Here is a 20,023-nt window from a genome sequence, read left to right on the forward strand (position 1 = left end):
GAGATGGCAACTCATGTCAGTGCAGACCAAAGGCACGGACACGGCCGGGAAGCCCGCTGTCCGCAAAGCCCGGATACCCGGGCCGCCGGCGGGTGAGGACCGCGGCTCCCGGTCCCCGTCCCGCCGCGGCGCAGCCGCCCCCTATCTGCTCCTGCTGCCCGCGCTGCTGGCCACCCTGGTGCTGCTCGGCTGGCCCCTGGTGAAGAACGGCATGCTGTCGTTCCAGAACCTCAATCCGCGCCAGCTCATCCAGCACCTCACCGAGTGGAACGGGGCCGACAACTACAAAGAGGTCCTCACCGGCGCGGACTTCTGGCACGTCGTCGAGCGCTCGGTGGTCTTCACCGCGATCAACGTCGTGCTCATCATGGTGCTCGGCACCCTGATCGGGCTGCTGCTCGCCAGGCTCGGCAGGAAGATGCGGCTGCTGCTCATGGTCGGCCTCGTCCTCGCCTGGGCGATGCCGATCGTCGCGGCCACCACCGTCTACCAGTGGTTGTTCGCGCAGCGCTTCGGCGTCGTCAACTGGGTCCTGGACAAGCTGGGCTGGCACTCCATGGCCGACTACAACTGGTTCGGCACCCAGACCTCCACCTTCTCCGTGATCATCCTGCTGATCGTCTGGGAGTCGGTGCCCTTCGTGGCGATCAACCTCTACGCCGCCACCACCACGATCTCCAAGGAGCTGTACGAGGCCGCGTCCCTGGACGGCGCCGGTGCCTGGAAGAGCTTCACCTCGGTGACCTTCCCGTTCCTGCGGCCCTTCCTGTACGCCACGACCTTCCTGGAGGTCATCTGGGTCTTCAAGGCGTTCCCGCAGATCTTCGCGCTGAACGAGGGCGGCCCGGACCACCTCACCGAGACCCTGCCGATCTACGCCTACGTCCAGGGCGTCGGCAACCAGCACTTCGGGGTCGGCGCGGCGATCTCGTTCCTGACCATCGTGGTCCTGCTCGTCATCACCTCGTACTACCTGCGCATGGTGCTCAAACAAGAGGAGGACGAGCTGTGAAGCGCTCGCTCTTCGGCCGTATCTGGCCCAACGCGACCGCCGTCGTCCTCTTCGCCGGCTTCGTGTTCCCCGTGTACTGGATGTTCGCCACGGCCTTCAAGCCGACCGGGGACATCATCTCCGAGGACCCGGTGTGGTTCCCGGCGAACCTCACCTTCAGCCACTTCCAGAAGGCCGTCGACGCGGACAACTTCTGGACGCTGGTCGCCAACTCGGTCACCGTCACGGTCTGCTCGGTGCTGCTGTCCCTCGTCATCGCCCTGTTCGCCGCCTTCGCCCTCGCCCGGCTGCGGTTCAAGGGCCGGCGCGGCCTCATCGTCACCTTCATGCTGGCGCAGATGGCCCCCTGGGAGGTCATGATCATCGCCATCTACATGATCGTGCGTGACGCCGACATGCTCGACAGCCTGGTCCCGCTCACCGTCTTCTACGCCGTCATGGTGCTGCCCCTGACCGTCCTGACGCTGCGCGGCTATGTGGCCGCCGTGCCGAGGGAGCTCGAGGAGTCCGCGATGGTCGACGGCTGCACCCGCACCCAGGCCTTCGTCAAGGTCATCTTCCCGCTGCTGGCGCCCGGTCTGATGGCGACCTCGCTGTTCGGCTTCATCACCGCCTGGAACGAGTTCCCGCTCGTCCTGATCCTCAACAAGGCCAACGACAAGCAGACCCTGCCGCTGTGGCTGTCGCAGTTCCAGACCGCCTTCGGCGATGACTGGGGCGCCACGATGGCCGCCTCGTCCCTGTTCGCGCTGCCCATCCTGATCCTCTTCATCTTCCTGCAACGCAAGGCTGTCGGCGGTCTGACCGACGGCGCCGTGAAGGGATGACATCGCCGATGACCACATTCGCCACGACGGGATCCGACAGCGGCTCCGCCGCGGGCAACACCCTCACCCGCGACGCCCTCGCGGTGCTGCAGCCGGGCTTCGACGGCACCACCGCGCCGGACTGGGTGCGCCGCCGGCTCGGCGAGGGGCTCGCCTCCGTCGCCCTGTTCGGCCGCAACGTCGTCACCGAGGAGCAGGTCACCGCGCTCACCGCCGAGCTGCGCGCCGAGCGGGAGGACCTGCTCGTGGCCATCGACGAGGAGAGCGGCGACGTCACCCGCCTGGACGTGCGCACCGGCTCCTCCTTCCCCGGCAACCACGCCCTCGGCGCCGTCGACGACCCCGCCCTCACCCGGGGAGTGGCCCGCGAGCTGGGCCGGCGCCTGGCCGCCTGCGGCGTCACCTTCGACTGGGCGCCGTCCGCCGACGTCAACGCCAACCCCGACAACCCCGTCATCGGCGTGCGCTCCTTCGGCGCGGACACCGCCCTGGTGGCCCGGCACACCGCCGCCTGGGTCGAGGGCCTGCAGTCCACGGGCGTCGCCGCGTGCACCAAGCACTTCCCCGGGCACGGCGACACCAACGTCGACTCCCACCACGCGGTCCCGCGCATCGACGTGGACGCCGACACGCTGTACGAGCGCGAACTGCCCCCCTTCCGTGCCGCCATCGAGGCCGGCACCCGGGCCGTGATGAGCGCCCACATCCTCGTCCCCGCCCTCGACGCCGAGCGCCCCGGTACCCTCTCCCGCCGCGTCCTCACCGAGCTGCTGCGCGGCGAACTCGGCTTCCAGGGCCTGATCGTCACGGACGGCATGGAGATGCGCGCCATCTCCGGCACCTACGGCCTGGAGCACGGCGTGGTCCTCGCGATCGCGGCGGGCGCGGACGCGATCTGCGTCGGCGGCGGCCTGTGCGACGAGGCCACCGTGCTGAACCTGAGGGACGCGCTGGTCGCCGCCGTACGCTCCGGTGAACTGCCCGAGGAACGCCTGGCCGACGCGGCCGCCCGGGTGCGGGAGCTGGCCCGGTGGACGGCCGAGACCAGGAAGGACGCCGAAGCCGTCGTACCCGAACCGGAGATCGGACTCGTCGCGGCCCGCCGCGCCCTGGCCGTGACCCGGGCCGGCTCCGCCGCGCCGGTCACCGAACCGGTCTTCGTCGCCCAGTTCAACCCGGCCCCCAATATCGCCGTCGGCGGCCAGACCCCCTGGGGCGTGGCCGCCGAGCTGCGGCGGCTGCTGCCGGGCAGCGCGGAGGGCTCCTTCAGCGGACCCGACGCGGGCGGTGCGGCTCTCGCGGCGGCGGGCGGCCGCCGGGTCGTCGCCGTGGTCCGCGACGAGCACCGGCACTCCTGGATGGGCACCGCCCTCGACGCGCTGCTCGCCGCCCGCCCGGACACCGTCGTGGTCGAGATGGGCGTCCCGCAGGCACCGCCGCGCGGCGCCCCGCACATCGCCACCCACGGCGCCGCCCGGGTCTGCGGCGTGGCGGCGGCGGAGGCCGTCGTCGCGGGCTGAACCACACCGTCACCCGCTCGGGCCGGCACCGGAACCTCACCGGTGCCGGCCTTCGCTTTGCCCAACGGGCGGCAGTTGTGCGGCAGTTGAGGGGCACTTTAACGGGGCTACCGACCGGTAGTCGTTGACAGCTCAATTGGTCTAGTCCAGCTTGAAGGGGCGCTTCGGTTCGATCACCATGGAGTGACGGCATGCACCAGCCCTCCCCCTACCTCCACCGAGCGGCGTCCGGCCGCCCCTACTTCAGCGCGGACGGCGAGAGCTATCTCGCCCCGACCCCTCTGCGCGACCTGGAGAAGTCCCGGCCCCTGCGAGTGCTGTCCGAGGAGGACTTCGCCTTCTGGCAGACCTACGGCTATGTCGTCGTCCGGGAGGCCATCACCCCGGGCGAGGCGAAGGGCCTGCTCACCTTCGCCTGGGACTTCCAGGGCCTCGACCCCGACCGTCCCGAAACCTGGTACGAGGAACCGGAGTTCCGTTCCGAGCTCGACCGGCACCTGTTCATCTACGGCTTCGTGGAGGCCTACCACCACCAGCTCCTGTGGGACAGCCGCCAGACCCGGCGCGTCTACGACGCCTTCGTGGACGTGTGGGACTGCGAGGAGCTGTGGGTCACCCTGGACCGGCTCAACCTCAACCCGCCCAACGTCCGCACCCGTTCCCGCTCCCTGATCGAACCCACCGACGAGGGCTTCGACATCGAGCTGCACTGGGACGTCGACACCACTCTCGCCGTGCTGCCGCAGCGGGTGCAGGGCATCATCGCGCTGGGCGACGCCCGGCCCGAACTCGGCGGCTTCCAGTGCGCCCCGGAGCTGTTCCGCCGCTTCGAGCGGTGGCGGACCGCCCAGCCGGCCGGCCGCGACCCGGTCCGGCCCGGGACCGACCGCGCCGAGTTCCCCGTGGTCCGGCCCGAACTCCAGGCCGGCGACCTGCTGATCTTCAACGGGCTGCTGGCGCACGGCGTGGCGCCGAACAGCTCCGCGGGCGGCGTCCGTGCCGTCCAGTACCTGTCGATGATGCCCGCCCTGGAGGAGCACACGGAGCTTCGCGGATCGCGCGTCGAGTCCTGGCGCACCCTCGCCACCCCCGACTGGAACGCCACCCTGCTCGGCGACGCGCGCAGGCCGGAGGCCCTCCGCTACGGCACCGCCGAACTGAACGACCTGGGGCGGAAGTTGCTGGGACTCGACTCCTGGGCGGCACAGTGAACCGGATCTGCCTGTGCCTGCCCACCAACCGGGCCTGCCCCGCCACCATCACCGCTGTCCACCGGGAAGCGGCCTACGCCGCCGACCGCTTCGGCGCCGACGTCCAGCTCCTGATCCTCGACTCCAGCGACGCCCGCACCCGCGCCGAGCACGCCCGCGTCGCGGCAGCGCTGCCCCGGGCGGCCGGGGTCACCGTGCACCACCTCGACGAGCGGTCACAGCGGGCCTTCCTGCGCCGGGCGATCGCACGGACCGGCCTGCCCGGCCCGGACCGGTTGCTCGGCCTCCTGCTCCCGCCCGGCGTCTCCTACGGCTCCTGCACCGACCGGGCGTTCCTGCTGGCCGCCGCGCTCGGCTGCCACTCGGTGCACCGCCGGGACTCCGACAGCACCTACCAGCTCCTCGACGGTGAGCCGGTCCACCCCGTCCACCACGAACTGCCGTGGCTCGGCCGCCCGGCCGCCGAGGCCTCGGCCGCCGTCACCCGCACGGACCTGGACCCGGCCCACGCCCACCGCCCGGTGTCGATGGCCGGGGCCTCCTTCATCGGCGAACTCTCCGTCGACATCGGTGAGATACGGCACCTGGACGAGGGCGTCTACCACGACGTGGTCGGTCTGTGGGCGCCCGCCGACGCGTCACCGGAGCAGCGGTGCGCGCTGGTCGAGGAGTCCTTCACCGGAGCGGGCACGGCCCCCTTCACCGGCGACCACTCCACCCTGACCCTCGTGGACCCGATGCGGGTCGACATGTGCAACATCGCCTTCCACCGGGACGTGTACGAGCGGATCCCACTGCCCCCGGCCACCGACACCATCGGCAGCGACTACTTCCTCATCCACCTGGTCCACGACGCCACGCTCCCCGGCATCCTGCACAACCGGCACATCGAGAACTTCTACACCCCCGAACGCCGCACCGACGCGGGCTTCTCGGCCTACCAGACGCGCTTCGTGAAGTTCCTGCTGTCGATGCTCCACTTCCACCACGTCTACGACCGGATGACCGCCGAGGGGCCCCGGCTCCTCGACGACCGGCAGCATGTACGGGCGGACCGGATCGTCGCGTTCCTGCGCGACAGCACCTGGCTGGACCCCGCCGAGAACGTGTGGCGCCTGGACCGCCTCGACACCGGCTACCGCAAACTGGGCGGCCGCTACGAGGAGTTCGCCGAGCACCTCGCGGGACGCCGCGAGCGGCTGCTGGCCGAGGCCCGCCGGGACATCGAGGACTTCGCCCTGCTCGTCGAGGCCTGGCCCGCACTGGTCGACGCCGCCCGGCGCACCGGACTCGGACCCGGGGGCCGGTGACCGTGGAGATCAGCGCGCGGCTGGCCGCCGCACTGGCCGCCGCACCGGCCGACCGCCTGGTCTACGACCTCGACGGCATCGAGGCCCAGTACGACCGGCTGCCGGCCGAGTTGCCCGGCGTCCGGGTCCGCTTCGCCCTGAAGGCCTGCCCCGTGGACGAAGTGCTGCGGTGCCTCGCGGACCGGGGTGCCGGCTTCGACGCGGCGAGCCCCGCCGAGATCGTCCAGGCCCTGCACACCGGCGTGCCCGTGGACCGGATCCACTACGGCAACACCGTCAAGTCCGACGCGGACATCGCCGCGGCCCACCGGCTCGGCATCCGCACCTTCGCCACCGACAGCGTGCAGGACGTGCGGGCGATCGCCGAACACGCCCCGGGCGCCCGGGTGTTCTGCCGCCTCGCCACCAGCGGGGACGGTGCCCTGTGGGGCCTGAACCGCAAGTTCGGCTGCTCGGCCGAGGACGCCGTCCGGATCCTCACCACGGCTCGTGCGTGCGGCCTCGTCCCTGCGGGCCTGTCCGTGCACGTCGGCTCCCAGCAGCTGACGGGTGAGGCCTGGCAGCAGGCCTTCGACGCGCTCGCCGGCGTACTGGTGCCGCTCGCGGGGCTGGGGATCGTACCGGACCACGTGAATCTCGGCGGCGGCCTGCCCGCGCTCGGCTACCTCGACCGGCACGGCAACCCCCTCGACGCGCCCCTGGACAAGATCCTCACCGTGATCCGCGAGGGCATGGAGTACCTGAGCGGCCTCACCGCCGCCCCGCTCGCCTTCGTCATGGAACCGGGCCGCCACCTGGTCGCCGACCACGGCGCGGTCCGCGCCCATGTGTACCGGCTGACCGAGCGGGCCCAGCCGGACGGGACGCGCGCCCGCTGGCTGTACCTGAGCGTCGGCAAGTTCAACGGCCTGTACGAGATGGACCAGGTGCGGCACCGGCTGGTCTTCCCCACGCGGGCGGACGCGGACGGCGAAGACGACGCGGCGTACGTGTCCGCCGTCGTCGCGGGCCCGACCTGCGACAGCGACGACGCCTACGGCGGCGGCCGGCATCCGGTGCGCGTACCGCGTGCCCTCGCCTCCGGCGACCCCGTCTGGATCCTGTCCGCCGGCGCCTACGCCACCAGCTATACGACCCAGGGCTTCAACGGCATCCGCCCACTGCCGTGCGTGTGCGCACGCGGCCCGGAAGGACACCACTGACATGAGAGACGTCATACGGAGCATCACCGAGGCCGACTGGCCCGAGGTCGCCGCCCTGGAGGCCGGGGCGTACGCGGACACCGCGCTCGCGGAGGGCGAGGCCGCGCTGCGGTCCCGGGCCTCGGCGGGCACCTGCTTCGTCCTGGACCTCGACGGCCGGCTCGCGGGTTATGTGCTGGCCCTGCCGTACCCGATGTTCCGCTACCCCGACCTGGCCCGGGCGGAGCGGGTCGCCCACCACTCGCCCAACCTCCATCTGCACGACCTCGTCATCAGCGCGCCCCTGCGGCGCAGGGGACTGGGCAGCCGGCTGGTGGGGCACCTGACCGACGCGGCGGGGGCACGCGGCTTCCGGACGATGTCGCTCATCGCGGTCGGCGGCAAGGAGCCGTTCTGGCGGGCCAACGGCTACCGGGCCCACCGCGGGGCCCGGCTGCCGGCCGGTTACGGCAGCGACGCCGTGTACATGTCGACGCGGCTGGCCGCGCACCGGGAGGCGAGCTGATGTCGGACGTCTCCGGCTTCCGCCGCGCCAAGTGGGCGATCGCGGCGCTGTTCTGTTTCCTCGGCTTCCAGTACGCCACCTGGGCCGCCCGGCTGCCCGCGCTGAAGGCCAGGCTCGATCTGGGCGCGGGCGAACTGGGCCTGCTGCTGATGGCCTGCGGCGCGGGCGCCGCTGCCTCCTTCCCGCTCGTCGCCGTCCTGATGCGCCGCCTCGGCTCCCGGCGACTGTCGCTCGCCTCCGCCCTGTGTCTCCTGGCGCTGCTGGCGGCCCTGTCGGTGGTGCCGGACTACCCGCTCGCCCTGCTGGTCATCTGCGGTGACGGCATCGCGGTCGGCTGTCTGAACGTCGCGATGAACGCCCAGGGCGCCGCCCTGGAGACCGAGTACGGCCGCACCGCCATGTCCCAGCTGCACGCGACGTTCAGCGCGGGCCTGCTCGCCGCCGCCCTCCTGGCCTCCGGAGTCACCGCCGTCACCCCGTCCGTGCCGGCCCACTTCGCCGTGGCCGCCGCCCTGTTGCTGCTCCTGCTGCTGTACGCGCGCCGGGGTCTGCTGCCGCACACGGAATCCGCTTCCGCCGGCCCGGACACACCGAAGAAGCGGGCACGGCCGGTCCTGCCGGCCGGCAAGACCCTGCTGATGGGCTGTGCCATGGCGTTCGGCACCATCACCGAGGGCGCCATGAACGACTGGTCGACGCTCTACATGAAGGACGTCGTCGAGGCATCCCCGGCGGTGGCCCCGCTGGGCATCGCGGTCGTCTCGGTCATGATGCTGCTGGCCCGGGTGCGCGCGGACCGCTGGCGCAGCCGCTGGGGCGACGGACGCGTGGTGCGCACCGGCAGCGCCGTGGCGGGCCTGGGCCTCGCCCTCGCCCTGTCGGCCGGAGGGGTGGTGCCCACCCTGCTCGGTTTCGCCTGCGTCGGCCTCGGCGCGGCGGCCGTGACCCCGTGCGTGTACGTCGCCGCCGCCGGACGCGGCTCCGACGCGCTGGCCCTGGTCGCCGCGACGGGCACGACAGGACTGCTGGCGGGACCCGCCCTGATCGGCTTCGTCGCGGGCGTCGGCGGCCTCACCCTCGGCATGGCCACGGTCGCCGCCTCGGCCCTGATCGTCACCCTGGCCGCCACCCGCATCCCGTGGCGGGAGAGGGCGCCGGTGGCGGCCGGGGCGCCGGCGCCGTGACGGTCACTCGAAGAAGCGGCGGTTCTCGCGCACGAAGTCGGCGAACCCGAGGGCCGCACGACCGGTGAGATCGGGCACGGCCGAGGTGACGGTCTCCGCGCCGCCGTCGCGGTAGGCGCGGGCGACCTCGATCAGGGCGTCCACGTGGAACTCCGGCATTCCGCGGCTCAGCATCGCCGCGCGCGCCTCGTGGTCGGGCAGGCCCACATAACGCACCGGCCTGCCGAGGACGCCGGAGAACGCCTCCGCGGCCTCGGCGTAGGTCAGTGCCTCGGGCCCGGTGAGGTCGTAGACGCGGCCGTCGTGCCCGTCGCCGGTGAGCACCCGCGCGGCGGCCCGGGCGATGTCGCCGACGTCGACGAAGCTGATGGGCGCGGTGATCAGCGGCAGCATGAACTCCCCGGCCTCGCGGACGGAGGACTGGCGCAGGAAGTTCTGCAGATAGAAGTTGGGCCGCAGGATCGTCCAGGGCAGCCCGGACGCCACCAGCGCCTCCTCGACGGGCCGGTGCAGCCGGGCGATCGGCGAGAGCCCCTCGTCGGCCCGCCAGACCGACAGCTTGACCACCCGGACGCCCGCCGCCCGGGCGGCTTCGACCATGTTGAGCTCGTGGGCCGTCTGGTCGGGGCCCGTCGCGCCGATGAGGAACACGGTCTCCACGCCCTGGAGCGCGGGCCCGAGCGTGTCCGGCTCGGCCAGATCGAGCGTCACCGCCCGTCCGCCCGACCCGGTCACCTCGGCCGTGGCGCGCGGATCACGGTAGGCCGCCCGCGCGGCCACGCCGTCGGCGTGAAGACGAGCGAGCAGAGCCGTTCCGACATTTCCGCTCGCGCCGGTCACCAGAATCATCGTCACATCCCCCTAGCGGTGCGGTTGCGTACCGTCGGCCACCCTAGACGGAGTGCCTGAAGCGGCTCCGGTACTCCGTCGGGGTCGTGTTGAGCCTGCGCCTGAACGCCCGGATCAGCGTGTCGACGGTGCCGAAACCGCAGACGGACGCGACGCGTTCGAGGGTCTCGGCGGTGGTTTCCAGCCGGTTGCGGGCCACTTCGACGCGGGCGGACTCGATGTAGGCGGCCGGGGTTGTGCCGAGTTCGGTCTTGAAGATCCGGGTGAGCTGCCGTTCGCTGACGTGGGCGTGCTCGGCGAGGTCGGTGATGGTCAGGGGACGGGCGATGTTCTGGGTGATGTGGTGGCGCAGGCCGGCCATGCGCCGGGTGGTCGAGACCGGCTCGATGGGGACGCTGAACTGGCTCTGCCCGCTGGGCCGTTTCAGGTACATCACGAGCTGCCGGGCCACCCGCAGCGCCACGGCCTCGCCGAAGTCCTCGGAGACCAGGGCGAGGGAGAGATCGAGACAGGCGGTGATGCCCGCCCCGGTCCACACGTCGCCCGCCCGGATGAAGATGGGGTCGGCGTCGACCTCGACGGCCGGATGGTCGGCGGCGAGCTGCTGCGCGGTCGACCAGTGCGTGGTGGCGCGCTTGCCGTCCAGCAGACCGGCGGCGGCGAGGAGGTGCGCGCCCACACAGACGGACGCCACGCGCCGGGACCGGCCGGCGAGTTCCTTCACCCGGCCGACCACGGCCGGGTCGGTCAGGGCGTGCACCCGCCGCTGGTCGTCGATGTCGACCGAGCCGGGAACCATCAGGGTGTCGATCCTCTTCCCGGACACCTCCCGGAAGGTGATGTCGGGCAGGACGCGCACCCCGGCCGAGGTGGTGACGGGGTCCATGGTCTCGGCGGCCAGGACGACGTGATACCCCGTCTCGTCGTCGGTCTCCCGCCGCAGCAGGGCGAACACCTCCGGGGGACCGGTGACGTCGAGCAGGTCCACGCCGTCGAAGAGGACGACGACGATCAGCCGTTCCACGCTGCCCAAGGGGGACTCCGTCCGACGCTGGAGAAGGGGTGTCCGTATCTGCAAGTTACATGACATTGCTGCCATGCGGGGCGGCTCCTAGCGTGGAGTCCGGCCGCCGAGGAGTGGCCACGACCTTCCGACGCACAGACCCAGAAGGGGCGGCAATGCCTACCACGACCCTCCGTGAACTCAACGGCTTCGACCAGACCCCGGCCTCGCTGGCCGACGCCACACTGATCCTGATCGACTACCAGAACACCTACACCCGTGGCGTGATGGAGCTGGAGGGATGGGAGCCCGCCCTGGACGCCGCCGCCGACCTCCTCGCCCGCGCCCGTGCCGCCGGTGCGAAGGTCGTCCACGTCATCAACGACGGCGGCGAGGGCACCCCGTACGACATCCGGGCCGAGATCGGCCGGATCCACCCCCGGGTCGCCCCGGCCGACGGTGAGACGGTCGTCGTCAAGCAGGTGCCCAACGCCTTCCTGGACACCGACCTGGGCGACCACGTCGACGCCGCCGGCCACAAGGACGTCGTCGTCGCCGGGTTCATGACCCACATGTGCGTGCTCTTCACCGCCCAGGGCGCGTTCCTGCGCGGCAACCGGCCCACCGTCGTCGCCGACGCCTCCGCGACCCGTCCGCTGCGGACGGCGGTGGCCGAGGTGAGCGCGGGTCAGGTCCACCACGGCGCGCTCGCCACGATCGAGGACCTGTGGGGGGTCGTCGTGCCGTCGGCGGACGCGCTGCGCTAGCTGAGCGCCGCATCCGCGCTCGGAATTCACTGTTCCGAACCCCGGATTTTGAATCCAGGATTCCGAATCGAATACTCCGAATCCTGGATTCCGGAATTACGTGCAGTCTGATCGCACAGGGCGTCAATCGGAGCGCTGTGTCATGGGACGGTATTTTCTTTCCCTCATGGCGGGATAACGTCATTCCCGCCCGGCGCGGATGGGGATCCGCGCACCGTTTCGAGGGGGAGAGAAAGAACGTGGCAACACGCAGAACATTTATCGGCGGCGCCGGCGCGGTCGGTGCCGCGGCACTGGTCGGCAGCACCGCTCCGGCGTCGTCCGCGGCGAGCGGCCCGTCCGCCGCGGACCCGGCGCAGGCACAGAGCCAGGCCCGCGACGCGATCCGCGCGGTCAATGCCGACATGCGGCGCAACTACGCCGCGCTCAAGTCGGAACTGATCACACACCTGGGCCCGGTCATCATCGTCCAGAACGACTCCCGGGGCGGGAAATACTTCCTGGTCCACAATGGCGAGACTATTTCCGAGCAGCCGGTTTCCGAGATATTCGAGCTGGCCAAGTCGATCGCCCACATTCCGCTGGGCATCTTCTCCGTTCTCGCGCCCTATCTGAACAAGCGGGTGCCGGCGCAGCACGCCGACGACATCGACCCGCACGATCTGGAGATGGTCGCGTTCAAGGGTCCCGAGACGGACGGCTGGGTCCAGCCGCTCCAGGACTTCGCCAAGACCGTCACCACCGCCCGGCAGCAGCTGGCGGCGGCCGACCTCCCCGCGAAGCTCCAGGCCTCCAGCACGCACATCCTCGACGGCGCGCTGAAGTTCGTCGACGAGGCCACCAGGCGCCGTGCGTTCGACATGAAGTCCTTCGAGGACTTCTCCGGCGGTGTGTACGGCGACATCCGCACCAACATGTACCACGCGGCCAAGGCGCAGATCGCGGGCGTCAAGGACATCATGACCCGCTGGAGGGCGAAGGTCGGGGACAAGGCGTGGCCGGGCCTCTACGTGGTCGTCCTGTCCATCTGGACCACGTCCGTGCTCAACCAGAACAGCATCATCGTCAAGAACTACATGGACCAGGACCGGGTCGGGACCCATCTGATCGACCTGCCCACCGCCCAGGTCCCGGTCGACCCGGTCCTCATCGCGCTCGACAACCTCGCCCGCATCGTGCAGGACAACGTCGCGGCCGAGATGGTCTTCCCGGTGGACCAGGAGATCGCCGACGCGCTCAAGGGCAAACAGGACCTGCTCTCCACGGAGATCGAGGACCAGCTGGGCGCGGGTGCGAGCGCCGCCGTCGCGGGCGGCGCCGCGGACCCCGCGGCCTGTCCCTTCCGCCACAGGACGGCACAGCGCGCGGGCGCGCGGCTGAACGCGTAACAGTCATCGGGCGCGCCCGGCTGGGGGGCCGGGCGCACCGGTGAGACACCGGACACGGCTTCCTCCCGGGCGGGCCGGCGCGAACCGCCGGCCTCGGGAGGGAGCCGTTGTCATGTGACCGACGGGGGGACCCATGGCCTTCGCTCTCACCATCAAACGTCTGTCCGCTCTGTGGCCCGTCGCCGGGCTGGTGCTGCTGGCAGTGAACCTCCGCGCGGCGATCACGGGAGTCCCGCCGCTGCTGGACCAGCTGCGGGCCGTGACCGGGCTCAGCGGGCTCGACGTGAGCGTGCTCTCCACACTGCCCGTGCTCTGCCTGGGCGGATTCGCCTGGCTCGCACCGCCGTTGGCCCGCCGGGTGGGCCTGGACGCGGCGCTGGCGGGCGGCCTCGCGCTGATCGCCGGGGGAGTGCTGCTGCGGTCGGTGCCGTCACCGCTCGCGCTGTTCGCCGGCACCCTGCTCGCCGGCGCCGGTATCGCCATCGGAAACGTCCTCATGCCGGTGGCCGTCAAGCGTCATTTCCCCGACCGGACAGGGGTGTTCACGGGGCTCGCGATGATGCTGATGGCCGCCAGCGGCGCGCTGGCGGCCGCCATGGCCGTACCCCTCGGCACCCTCGCCGGCTGGCGCGTGGCCCTTGCGGTGTGGGCGGCCCCCGCCCTGCTCGCCGTGCCGGCCTGGGCAGTGCCGGCCTGGCAGGGCCGTCGTGAACGCCCCGAGCCGTTCCCGTCCGCGCCGCGGGCCGCGCAGGGTTCGCTGCTGCGCTCCCCGCTCGCCTGGTCGGTGGCCGCTTTCCTGGGCACCGTGTCCCTGATGTTCTACGTGCTGGTGGCCTGGCTGCCCACGATCATGCGCGACCACGGCTTCCCGCCGGCCGAAGCCGGAGTGATGGTCTCGGCCCTCCAGATCATCAGCATTCCCCTGGGTCTCGCCGTCCCCGTGGCCGCCGCCCGGATGTCCGGCCAACGGCCCCTGGTCATCGGCGTGGTCGTCGCCATGGCGGTGGGACTGGCCGGTCTGCTCCTCGCGCCCGCGGCGGGCTGGCTGTGGGTGGCCGTCCTCGGGCTCGCCACCGGAAGCGCCTTCCCGCTGGCCTTCACACTGCTCGGCCTGCGCTCGCCGAGCCCGCAGGTCGCCGCGCGCCTGTCGGGCATGGCGCAGACCATCGGCTATCTGACGGCCGGCGCCGGCCCGCTGACCGTCGGTGTGCTGCACGAAGTCACCGGCGGCTGGCGGATCCCGCTGCTGCTCCTGCTCGTCCTGCTGCTCCCCGAAACCGCCTTCGGCCTACTGGCCGCCCGCTCCGGCCATGTTCGCCTCTCCGTCGGGGGCCGCCCGCGACACACGACGAGGTGATCCCGAGGCCTTTCCCCGCTCTTGAAAATACCCCCGGGGGTAATCATGCTACCGTCGAAGACATACCCCCTGGGGTAATTCATCGACGGAAGGAGTCACCCCCGTGTTCTTCGTCGACACGATCGAGGTGTCGGGACTCGGCAACCGCTGCTATCTGGCAGGCGGCGAGCGGACGGCGGTGGCGGTCGACCCGCCGCGCGACATCGACCGGGTGATCACGGCGGCGGCGCGGCGCGGGGTGCGGATCTCGCACGTCGTGGAGACGCACATCCACAACGACTACGTCACCGGCGGCCTGGAGCTGGCCCGGGTCACCGGCGCCGCCTACCTCGTTCCCGCCGGGGCCCGCGTCTCCTTCGAGCGCACACCGGTCGGCGACGGCGACCGTACGGTGATCGACGCCGCCGCGGGGTTGACCCTGCGCGCGGTCGCGACGCCCGGGCACACGCCGCACCACATGTCCTATGTGCTGGAGGAAGGCGGCACGGCCGTCTCCGTGTTCACCGGCGGTTCCCTGCTGATCGGCACCGTCGGCCGCCCGGACCTCGTGGAGCCGCGACTGACCGAGCGCCTCGCTCGCGCCCAGCACGCCTCCGTGCACCGCCTGGCCACCGAGCTGCCCGACGAGACGGCGGTGCTGCCCACACACGGCTTCGGCAGCTTCTGCTCGTCCGCCCAGGCACAGGGGCAGTCCACCACGATCGGCAAGGAGAGGGCGTCCAACGAGGCCCTCACCCGGGACGTGGACACCTTCGTCGCCGACCTGCTGGCGGGCCTGGACGACATACCGGCGTACTACACGCACATGGGTCCGGCCAACGCCGCCGGGCCCGCGCCCATCGATCTGACCCCGCCCGCCGTGGCGGACGCGGACGAGATAGCCGCCCGGCTGGCCGCGGGGGAGTGGGTGGTGGACCTGCGCAACCGGGTCGCGTTCGCCGCGGGGCACGTCCCGGGCTCGTTCAACTTCGAGGCGGTGGGCCAACTCGCCTCCTATCTGGCCTGGCTGATCCCGTGGGGCAAGCCGGTCACACTGCTCGCGGAGTCCGCCGAGCAGCTCGCCGACGCGCAGCGCGAGCTGGTCCGCGTCGGCATGGACCGCCCGGCCGCCGCGGCCACCGGGGAACCGGGCGGCTGGGTCCGCCCGCACGAAGCCCTGGCCTCCTTCCCCCGGGCCGCCTTCGCCGACCTCGCCGGCCGGTACCCGGCGCCGGACGTCGTCCTCCTCGATGTGCGGCGGACCTCGGAGCGCTCGGGCGGGTTCGTCGAGGGCTCGCTCCACATACCGGTGCACACCCTGCACCGCCGCCTCGGCGAGATACCCGCCGGCCGCGTGTGGGTGCACTGTGCGGGCGGCATGCGCGCCGCCATCGCCGCCTCCCTGCTGGACGCGGCCGGCCGTGATGTCGTCGCCGTGGACGACGTCTTCGGCGCGGCCGAGGAGGCCGGGCTCCCGGTCCGCACCGGTTGAGCGCGCCGGATGCCGGACACATCCGCGACGACACTCCGTACCGACGAGGGAAACAGGAGCGCAGAGCCACGATGAGCGACTTCCGATCAGACCCGCGCGTCCCCGGCCGGGTGACCGTCCAGGAGGCTGCGACCCGCACCGGCCACGGGAACACCGTCGAACGCGGTGCGGGCGGTGCGGACTCCGTGCTGCTCGACGTCCGCGAGCCCGCCGAGTGGGAGGCGGGCCATGTGCCGGGAGCGGTGCATCTGCCGCTGTCCGCGCTGGCCGCCGGGGCCGGGCTGCCCGCGCCCGCGCAGGCGCGGCCGCTGGTCGTGATCTGCCGTTCGGGCAACCGCTCCCGGCAGGCGGCCGAGCTGCTCGTCGCGCGGGGCGCGGACGCCGTGGACGTGATCGGCGGCATGCGGGACTGGGCCGGCGCGGGACTGCCCGTGGTGGACGCGCGAGGCGGGAACGGGACCGTCGCGTGAGCGCTGTGCTGTTCGCGCTGGCCGCCGGGGCCGTCATCGGCCTGGCGCTCGGCGCGCTCGGCGGCGGCGGCAGTGTCCTCGCCGTCCCGGCCCTGATCTACCTGCTCGGCTTCACCCCGGTCGCGGCCACCACCGCGAGCCTCGTGGTCGTCGGAGTCACCTCCGCCACCGCGCTGTCCGCGCACGCCCGGGACGGCCATGTCCGCTGGCGTACCGGGCTGTTGTTCGCCGCGGCCGGGACCGTCCCCGCGATGCTGGGCGGCGCGCTCGCCGGGCGCCTGCCCGCGGCCGTTCTGACGGCGGCCTTCGCCGTGGTGGCAGCGGCGGCCGCGGTGCGGATGCTGCGGCCCCGGCCCGCGTCGGACACCGCGGTGCCGGTGCGACCGGGCCGGGCGGCGGCCGCGGGCGCGGGGCTCGGCGCGGTCACGGGTGTCCTCGGCGTGGGCGGCGGCTTCCTCGCCGTGCCCGCGCTGGTGAGCGTGCTCGGCATGCGGATGCGCGACGCGGTGGGCACCAGCCTGCTGGTGATCACCGTCAACTCGCTGGCCGCGCTGGCGATGCGGGCCGGTACGGCCGACGGTCTGGACTGGGCCGTCATCGCGCCCTTCGCCGGAGCCGCGATCCTCGGCGCCTGGGACGGCAAGCGGCTGGCCGCCAAGGTGTCCGGATCCGCACTGCAGCGCACCTTCGGCCTGGTGCTCCTGGGCGTGGCCGCGTTCATGATGGTCGACGCGGTGCTGTGATGCGCGGTCGCACAACGGCCCGCGCGGGCCCTCATGCCAGCGACAGGAAGAGCCTCTCCAGACGGGCCCGCATCTGCTCGGGATCCTCGCCGCTCTTGGCGCCGGACTCCATGTCGGCGATGCACCGCTGCAGGCCGGTCGCGATGATCGCGAAACCGGCGCGGTCGAGTGCCCGCGACGCGGCGGCCAGCTGTGTGACCACCTCCTCGCAGTCGCGGCCCTCCTCGATCATCCGGATCACGCCGGAGATCTGGCCCTGCGCGCGGCGCAGACGGTTCAGGACGGACTTCAGCTCCGCACCCGCGAGTTCCAGTTCCACCATCGCTCCTCGAACAATACCCCTAGGGGTACTGTACGTCCCGGTTCGGGACGGCGTCGACCACCAAGGATCTCCTTGCCATGACCGCTCCCCTCGCCCCCGTCACCCTTCACACCGACCAGGTCCACGCCCGGCTGCCCGAGCTGACCGTCATCGACGTGCGCACCCCCGGTGAGTACGCTTCCGGCCATCTGCCCGGGGCCCTCAACATCCCCCTGGACCGGGTCCGGCGCGCCCTGCCCGAGCTCCGGTACGTGGCCGGGCGCGGCGGCGTCCTGTTCGTGTGCGCCTCCGGGGCCCGCTCCGAGAACGCCGCCAGGCTGCTGGCCGGGCAGGGGGTCCCCGCCGCCACCCTGGCCGGCGGCACCGGCGCCTGGGCCGCGGCGGGCCAGGACCTGGAGCGGCCCGCGGCCTGCGACACCCGGGCCGGGTGGAGCATGGAACGGCAGGTCCGCTTCACCGCGGGGGCGCTGGTGCTCGTAGGGATCGCCCTCGGCCTGCTGGTGCATCCGGCCTTTCAGATCCTGTCGGCGGGCATCGCGGGCGGTCTCGTCTTCTCCGCGCTCACCGACACCTGCGGCATGGCGGCCGTGCTCGGCAGGCTGCCGTACAACCGGCCGCGCGCGGCCGATCTCGACGCCGTGCTCGCCGCGCTGCGCGGCCGCTGAGCCGCGCGCACCGAGGGCGCCCGCGTACACCGCGCGGGCGCCCTCGGCCGTCGTGACGGTGCTCCGCACCCTCCTCCCGTATACCCTGGGGGGTATATCCGTCAGCCGGTGCCGAGCGGGGTCCGTTCCAGGCAGACGGGAGGCAGCGGGAACCAGCGCATGCGCTCGAAGTCCTCGGACAGCCCGGTGGGGCCCTCGTCGAGGCGGCCGGAACGGGAGCGAAGCAGTTCGCGGGCGCGGTCGAGCTGGCCGGCCAGCGCGTCCTCGCTCAGCCGGCGGCGAGGGGCGGCCGGGGCGGTGATCCGTCCGTCGGCGGCGAAGCGCACATCGGTCAGCCGCAGCAGGCGGCCGGCGGCGCCGGCGTGGTGGTGCCACTGGCCCGTGTGCGGGTCGAAGCGGTAGTCGGGCAGGAGCCGGTGGCCGTGCGTGGCGATCAGATCGACGGCGTCGACCAGATAGTCGCGCACGGCGTCGCTGATGAAGTAGTTGAAGTTCAGGCGGATCCAGCCGAGTTTGATGCCGTCGCAGCCGCGCGCGACCTCGTCGAGCAGGGCGTGCGAGGTGGCGGCGTCGATCGCCAGCAGACGGTGTCCGTACGGGCCCGCGCAGGAGCAGCCGCCGCGGGCCTGGATGCCGAACAGGTCGTTGAGCAGGGCGACGACGAAGTTGTGGTGCAGATGCGAGCCGTCACGGTGGCGGATGCGGAAGGAGACGATGGACAGCCGGCGGGCATGCCGGTTCCCGAGGATCTCCATGCGGGGGTTGGCGGCCCAGCGTGCCAGCGCATGGCGCAGATGGCGTTCCTCGGCGGCCTGGATCGTGGCCGTGCCCACGGCCTGCTTGAGCGTGAAGACCAGCCCGGCCCGGACGGACTCGACGATCGCCGGTGTGCCGCCCTCCTCGCGGGAGACCGGGTCGTCGAGATAGCGATGGCCGAGCGGGTCGACGAAGGTGACCGTACCGCCGCCGGGCGTGGTGGGCACACGGTTGCGGATCAGGTCCCGGCGGATGACGAGGACACCCGGAGTCTGCGGGCCGCCGACGAACTTGTGCGGGGACAGGAAGACCGCGTCTTTGTGGTCACCCGCGCCCGGCGCGCTCGCCGCGACCCGGATCGGGACGTAGGGGGCGGCGGCCGCGTAGTCCCAGAACGACAGGGCGCCATGGGCGTGCAGCAGCCGTGCCACCCGGTCGGTGTCGGTCAGGATCCCGGTGACGTTGGAGGCGGCCGAGAAGCTGCCGATGCGCAACGGGCGGTCGGCGTACCGGCGCAGGCCCGCCTCCAGCGCGCCGAGGTCGATGTGGCCGTCGGGGTCCTCGTCGATCACCACCACGTCGGCGACGGACTCGCGCCAGGGCAGTTCGTTGGAGTGGTGCTCGTACGGCCCCACGAACACCACGGGCCGTTCGGCCGGGGGCGGCGGGTCCGGGCGGCGCAGTTCCAGGATGCCGACCAGCTTGTTGACCGCGGCGGTGGCTCCCGAGCCGCAGAAGATCACGAGGTCGTCGTCGGTGCCGCCGACCGCGTCCCGGACGATCCGGCGGGCGTCCTCGCGCAGCACGGTCGTCTGCAGTCCGGTACGGGAGCTCTCCGTGTGGGTGTTGCCGTAGACCGGGAGCACCCGCTCGCGGATGAAGTCCTCGATGAAGTCGAGCGAGCGGCCGGAGGCGGTGTAGTCGGCGTAGACGATCCGCTTCGGGCCGTACGGGCCGTCCAGCACCTCGTCGTCGCCGACGAGCCCGCGGCGTATGCGCTCCAGCAGCGCCGACGAGGCCGGTAACGACGAGGCGCTCACGACCGCGGCCCGATGTCGCTCGTGGGCGGCCGTCGGCATATGTCCACTTCTATGTCTGCTTCATGGCGCTGCGCTGAGCTGCCGGTCATGGCCGGGCCTTTCGCGTCGGCGCCGGCCGCTGCCGACGTCCGGTCGGCCGCGGACGGCGCGGCGGATCAAGAGGTCGACGGGGCGCGGCGAGGACCGTGACGCCCTCGTGCGAACCGTCGCGAGAACATACCCTACCGGGTATCCCGCCAGGGGGAACGGGGTGAATCAGCCGCCCGCCCGGACGAGGCGCACGACGGGCGAAGAGCCGTGCCGAGCCGTCTGCGCACCCCTGGACACCCCTGCTGTCCGCAGGAGTTCGCCGTCGCCGGCGCGGCCGGCACGCCGACCCCCACGGCTCGCGTGGCCTCTTCCCCCGAGCGGTTTCGGCCGC

19 protein-coding genes are annotated in these 20,023 nt (G+C 72.3%); 15 read left to right on the forward strand and 4 right to left on the reverse strand.

Annotation, left to right across the window (positions count from 1 at the left end):
* Positions 1-13 precede the first annotated feature (13 nt).
* From AVL59_RS11425 to AVL59_RS11460, 8 genes are all read left to right on the forward strand, one after another.
* A complete protein-coding gene (locus tag AVL59_RS11425; RefSeq protein ID WP_067302360.1) occupies positions 14-1,012 on the forward strand; it encodes a carbohydrate ABC transporter permease in 999 nt (332 codons plus the stop codon).
* Positions 1,009-1,839: a carbohydrate ABC transporter permease gene (locus AVL59_RS11430; RefSeq protein WP_067302363.1), complete on the forward strand. Its 831-nt coding sequence runs from the start codon at positions 1,009-1,011 to the stop codon at positions 1,837-1,839. Before AVL59_RS11425 ends, AVL59_RS11430 begins: the two co-directional genes overlap by 4 nt.
* Before the next feature lie 8 nt (positions 1,840-1,847).
* Positions 1,848-3,359: a glycoside hydrolase family 3 protein gene (locus AVL59_RS11435; RefSeq protein ID WP_067302365.1), complete on the forward strand. Its 1,512-nt coding sequence runs from the start codon at positions 1,848-1,850 to the stop codon at positions 3,357-3,359.
* 191 nt (positions 3,360-3,550) lie between these two features.
* Positions 3,551-4,570 carry a phytanoyl-CoA dioxygenase family protein gene (locus AVL59_RS11440; RefSeq protein WP_067302368.1) on the forward strand — a complete coding sequence of 340 codons (1,020 nt, stop codon included), beginning with the start codon at positions 3,551-3,553 and terminating at the stop codon, positions 4,568-4,570.
* Positions 4,567-5,880, forward strand: a complete 1,314-nt coding sequence (locus AVL59_RS11445; protein WP_067302371.1) for a DUF6271 family protein — start codon at positions 4,567-4,569, stop codon at positions 5,878-5,880. Before AVL59_RS11440 ends, AVL59_RS11445 begins: the two co-directional genes overlap by 4 nt.
* A complete protein-coding gene (locus tag AVL59_RS11450; RefSeq protein ID WP_067302374.1) occupies positions 5,877-7,082 on the forward strand; it encodes a type III PLP-dependent enzyme in 1,206 nt (401 codons plus the stop codon). Before AVL59_RS11445 ends, AVL59_RS11450 begins: the two co-directional genes overlap by 4 nt.
* Before the next feature lies 1 nt (position 7,083).
* The gene (locus AVL59_RS11455; protein ID WP_067302377.1) at positions 7,084-7,587 is read left to right on the forward strand and encodes a GNAT family N-acetyltransferase; all 504 of its coding nucleotides are present in this window, start codon (positions 7,084-7,086) and stop codon (positions 7,585-7,587) included.
* On the forward strand, positions 7,587-8,771 hold the full coding sequence (locus AVL59_RS11460) for an MFS transporter (protein ID WP_067302380.1): 1,185 nt from the start codon (positions 7,587-7,589) through the stop codon (positions 8,769-8,771). Before AVL59_RS11455 ends, AVL59_RS11460 begins: the two co-directional genes overlap by 1 nt.
* A 3-nt stretch (positions 8,772-8,774) precedes the next feature.
* On the opposite strand, the gene AVL59_RS11465 is transcribed toward AVL59_RS11460, so the two are convergent.
* Positions 8,775-9,620, reverse strand: coding sequence for an SDR family oxidoreductase (locus AVL59_RS11465; RefSeq protein ID WP_067302382.1), 846 nt, complete (start codon positions 9,618-9,620; stop codon positions 8,775-8,777).
* 43 nt (positions 9,621-9,663) lie between these two features.
* Entirely contained in the window at positions 9,664-10,653 is a 990-nt protein-coding gene (locus AVL59_RS11470) for a GlxA family transcriptional regulator (protein WP_067302384.1), read from the reverse strand.
* A gap of 146 nt (positions 10,654-10,799) precedes the next feature.
* Between AVL59_RS11470 and AVL59_RS11475 the strand changes: the two genes are divergently transcribed.
* The 6 genes from AVL59_RS11475 to AVL59_RS11500 all read left to right on the forward strand — a co-directional run bounded on the left by AVL59_RS11475 (position 10,800) and on the right by AVL59_RS11500 (position 16,819).
* Positions 10,800-11,390: an isochorismatase family protein gene (locus tag AVL59_RS11475; protein ID WP_067302387.1), complete on the forward strand. Its 591-nt coding sequence runs from the start codon at positions 10,800-10,802 to the stop codon at positions 11,388-11,390.
* Positions 11,391-11,629: 239 nt separating this feature from the next.
* Positions 11,630-12,778, forward strand: coding sequence for a hypothetical protein (locus AVL59_RS11480; RefSeq protein WP_067302390.1), 1,149 nt, complete (start codon positions 11,630-11,632; stop codon positions 12,776-12,778).
* A gap of 133 nt (positions 12,779-12,911) precedes the next feature.
* A complete protein-coding gene (locus tag AVL59_RS11485) occupies positions 12,912-14,135 on the forward strand; it encodes a CynX/NimT family MFS transporter (RefSeq protein ID WP_067302393.1) in 1,224 nt (407 codons plus the stop codon).
* 103 nt (positions 14,136-14,238) lie between these two features.
* A complete protein-coding gene (locus AVL59_RS11490; protein WP_067302395.1) occupies positions 14,239-15,606 on the forward strand; it encodes an MBL fold metallo-hydrolase in 1,368 nt (455 codons plus the stop codon).
* Between the two features lie 71 nt (positions 15,607-15,677).
* Entirely contained in the window at positions 15,678-16,076 is a 399-nt protein-coding gene (locus AVL59_RS11495; RefSeq protein WP_067302398.1) for a rhodanese-like domain-containing protein, read from the forward strand.
* Positions 16,073-16,819, forward strand: coding sequence for a sulfite exporter TauE/SafE family protein (locus AVL59_RS11500; RefSeq protein WP_067302401.1), 747 nt, complete (start codon positions 16,073-16,075; stop codon positions 16,817-16,819). The genes AVL59_RS11495 and AVL59_RS11500 overlap by 4 nt, the downstream gene beginning before the upstream one ends.
* A gap of 31 nt (positions 16,820-16,850) precedes the next feature.
* Here the strand turns inward: AVL59_RS11500 and AVL59_RS11505 are convergent, their stop codons facing one another.
* On the reverse strand, positions 16,851-17,138 hold the full coding sequence (locus tag AVL59_RS11505; RefSeq protein ID WP_067317157.1) for a metal-sensitive transcriptional regulator: 288 nt from the start codon (positions 17,136-17,138) through the stop codon (positions 16,851-16,853).
* A gap of 80 nt (positions 17,139-17,218) precedes the next feature.
* On the opposite strand from AVL59_RS11505, the gene AVL59_RS11510 reads away from it, so the two are divergent.
* Positions 17,219-17,806, forward strand: a complete 588-nt coding sequence (locus AVL59_RS11510; protein ID WP_067302404.1) for a rhodanese-like domain-containing protein — start codon at positions 17,219-17,221, stop codon at positions 17,804-17,806.
* Positions 17,807-17,907: 101 nt separating this feature from the next.
* On the opposite strand, the gene AVL59_RS11515 is transcribed toward AVL59_RS11510, so the two are convergent.
* Entirely contained in the window at positions 17,908-19,641 is a 1,734-nt protein-coding gene (locus tag AVL59_RS11515; RefSeq protein WP_079146644.1) for an aminotransferase class V-fold PLP-dependent enzyme, read from the reverse strand.
* Positions 19,642-20,023 lie beyond the last annotated feature (382 nt).

This window comes from Streptomyces griseochromogenes, from assembly GCF_001542625.1.
Classification (GTDB): Bacteria; Actinomycetota; Actinomycetes; order Streptomycetales; family Streptomycetaceae; genus Streptomyces; species Streptomyces griseochromogenes.

Excerpts from the sequence above, each read along its gene's own strand:
- AVL59_RS11425 (WP_067302360.1), top strand. The coding sequence starts at position 14 with ATGTCAGTGCAGACCAAAGGCACGGACACGGCCGGGAAGCCCGCTGTC.
- AVL59_RS11435 (WP_067302365.1), top strand. The coding sequence starts at position 1,848 with ATGACCACATTCGCCACGACGGGATCCGACAGCGGCTCCGCCGCGGGC.
- AVL59_RS11440 (WP_067302368.1), top strand. The coding sequence starts at position 3,551 with ATGCACCAGCCCTCCCCCTACCTCCACCGAGCGGCGTCCGGCCGCCCC.
- AVL59_RS11455 (WP_067302377.1), top strand. The coding sequence starts at position 7,084 with ATGAGAGACGTCATACGGAGCATCACCGAGGCCGACTGGCCCGAGGTC.
- AVL59_RS11460 (WP_067302380.1), top strand. The coding sequence starts at position 7,587 with ATGTCGGACGTCTCCGGCTTCCGCCGCGCCAAGTGGGCGATCGCGGCG.
- AVL59_RS11465 (WP_067302382.1), bottom strand. The coding sequence starts at position 9,620 with ATGATTCTGGTGACCGGCGCGAGCGGAAATGTCGGAACGGCTCTGCTC.
- AVL59_RS11475 (WP_067302387.1), top strand. The coding sequence starts at position 10,800 with ATGCCTACCACGACCCTCCGTGAACTCAACGGCTTCGACCAGACCCCG.
- AVL59_RS11485 (WP_067302393.1), top strand. The coding sequence starts at position 12,912 with ATGGCCTTCGCTCTCACCATCAAACGTCTGTCCGCTCTGTGGCCCGTC.
- AVL59_RS11495 (WP_067302398.1), top strand. The coding sequence starts at position 15,678 with ATGAGCGACTTCCGATCAGACCCGCGCGTCCCCGGCCGGGTGACCGTC.
- AVL59_RS11510 (WP_067302404.1), top strand. The coding sequence starts at position 17,219 with ATGACCGCTCCCCTCGCCCCCGTCACCCTTCACACCGACCAGGTCCAC.
- AVL59_RS11515 (WP_079146644.1), bottom strand. The coding sequence starts at position 19,641 with ATGCCGACGGCCGCCCACGAGCGACATCGGGCCGCGGTCGTGAGCGCC.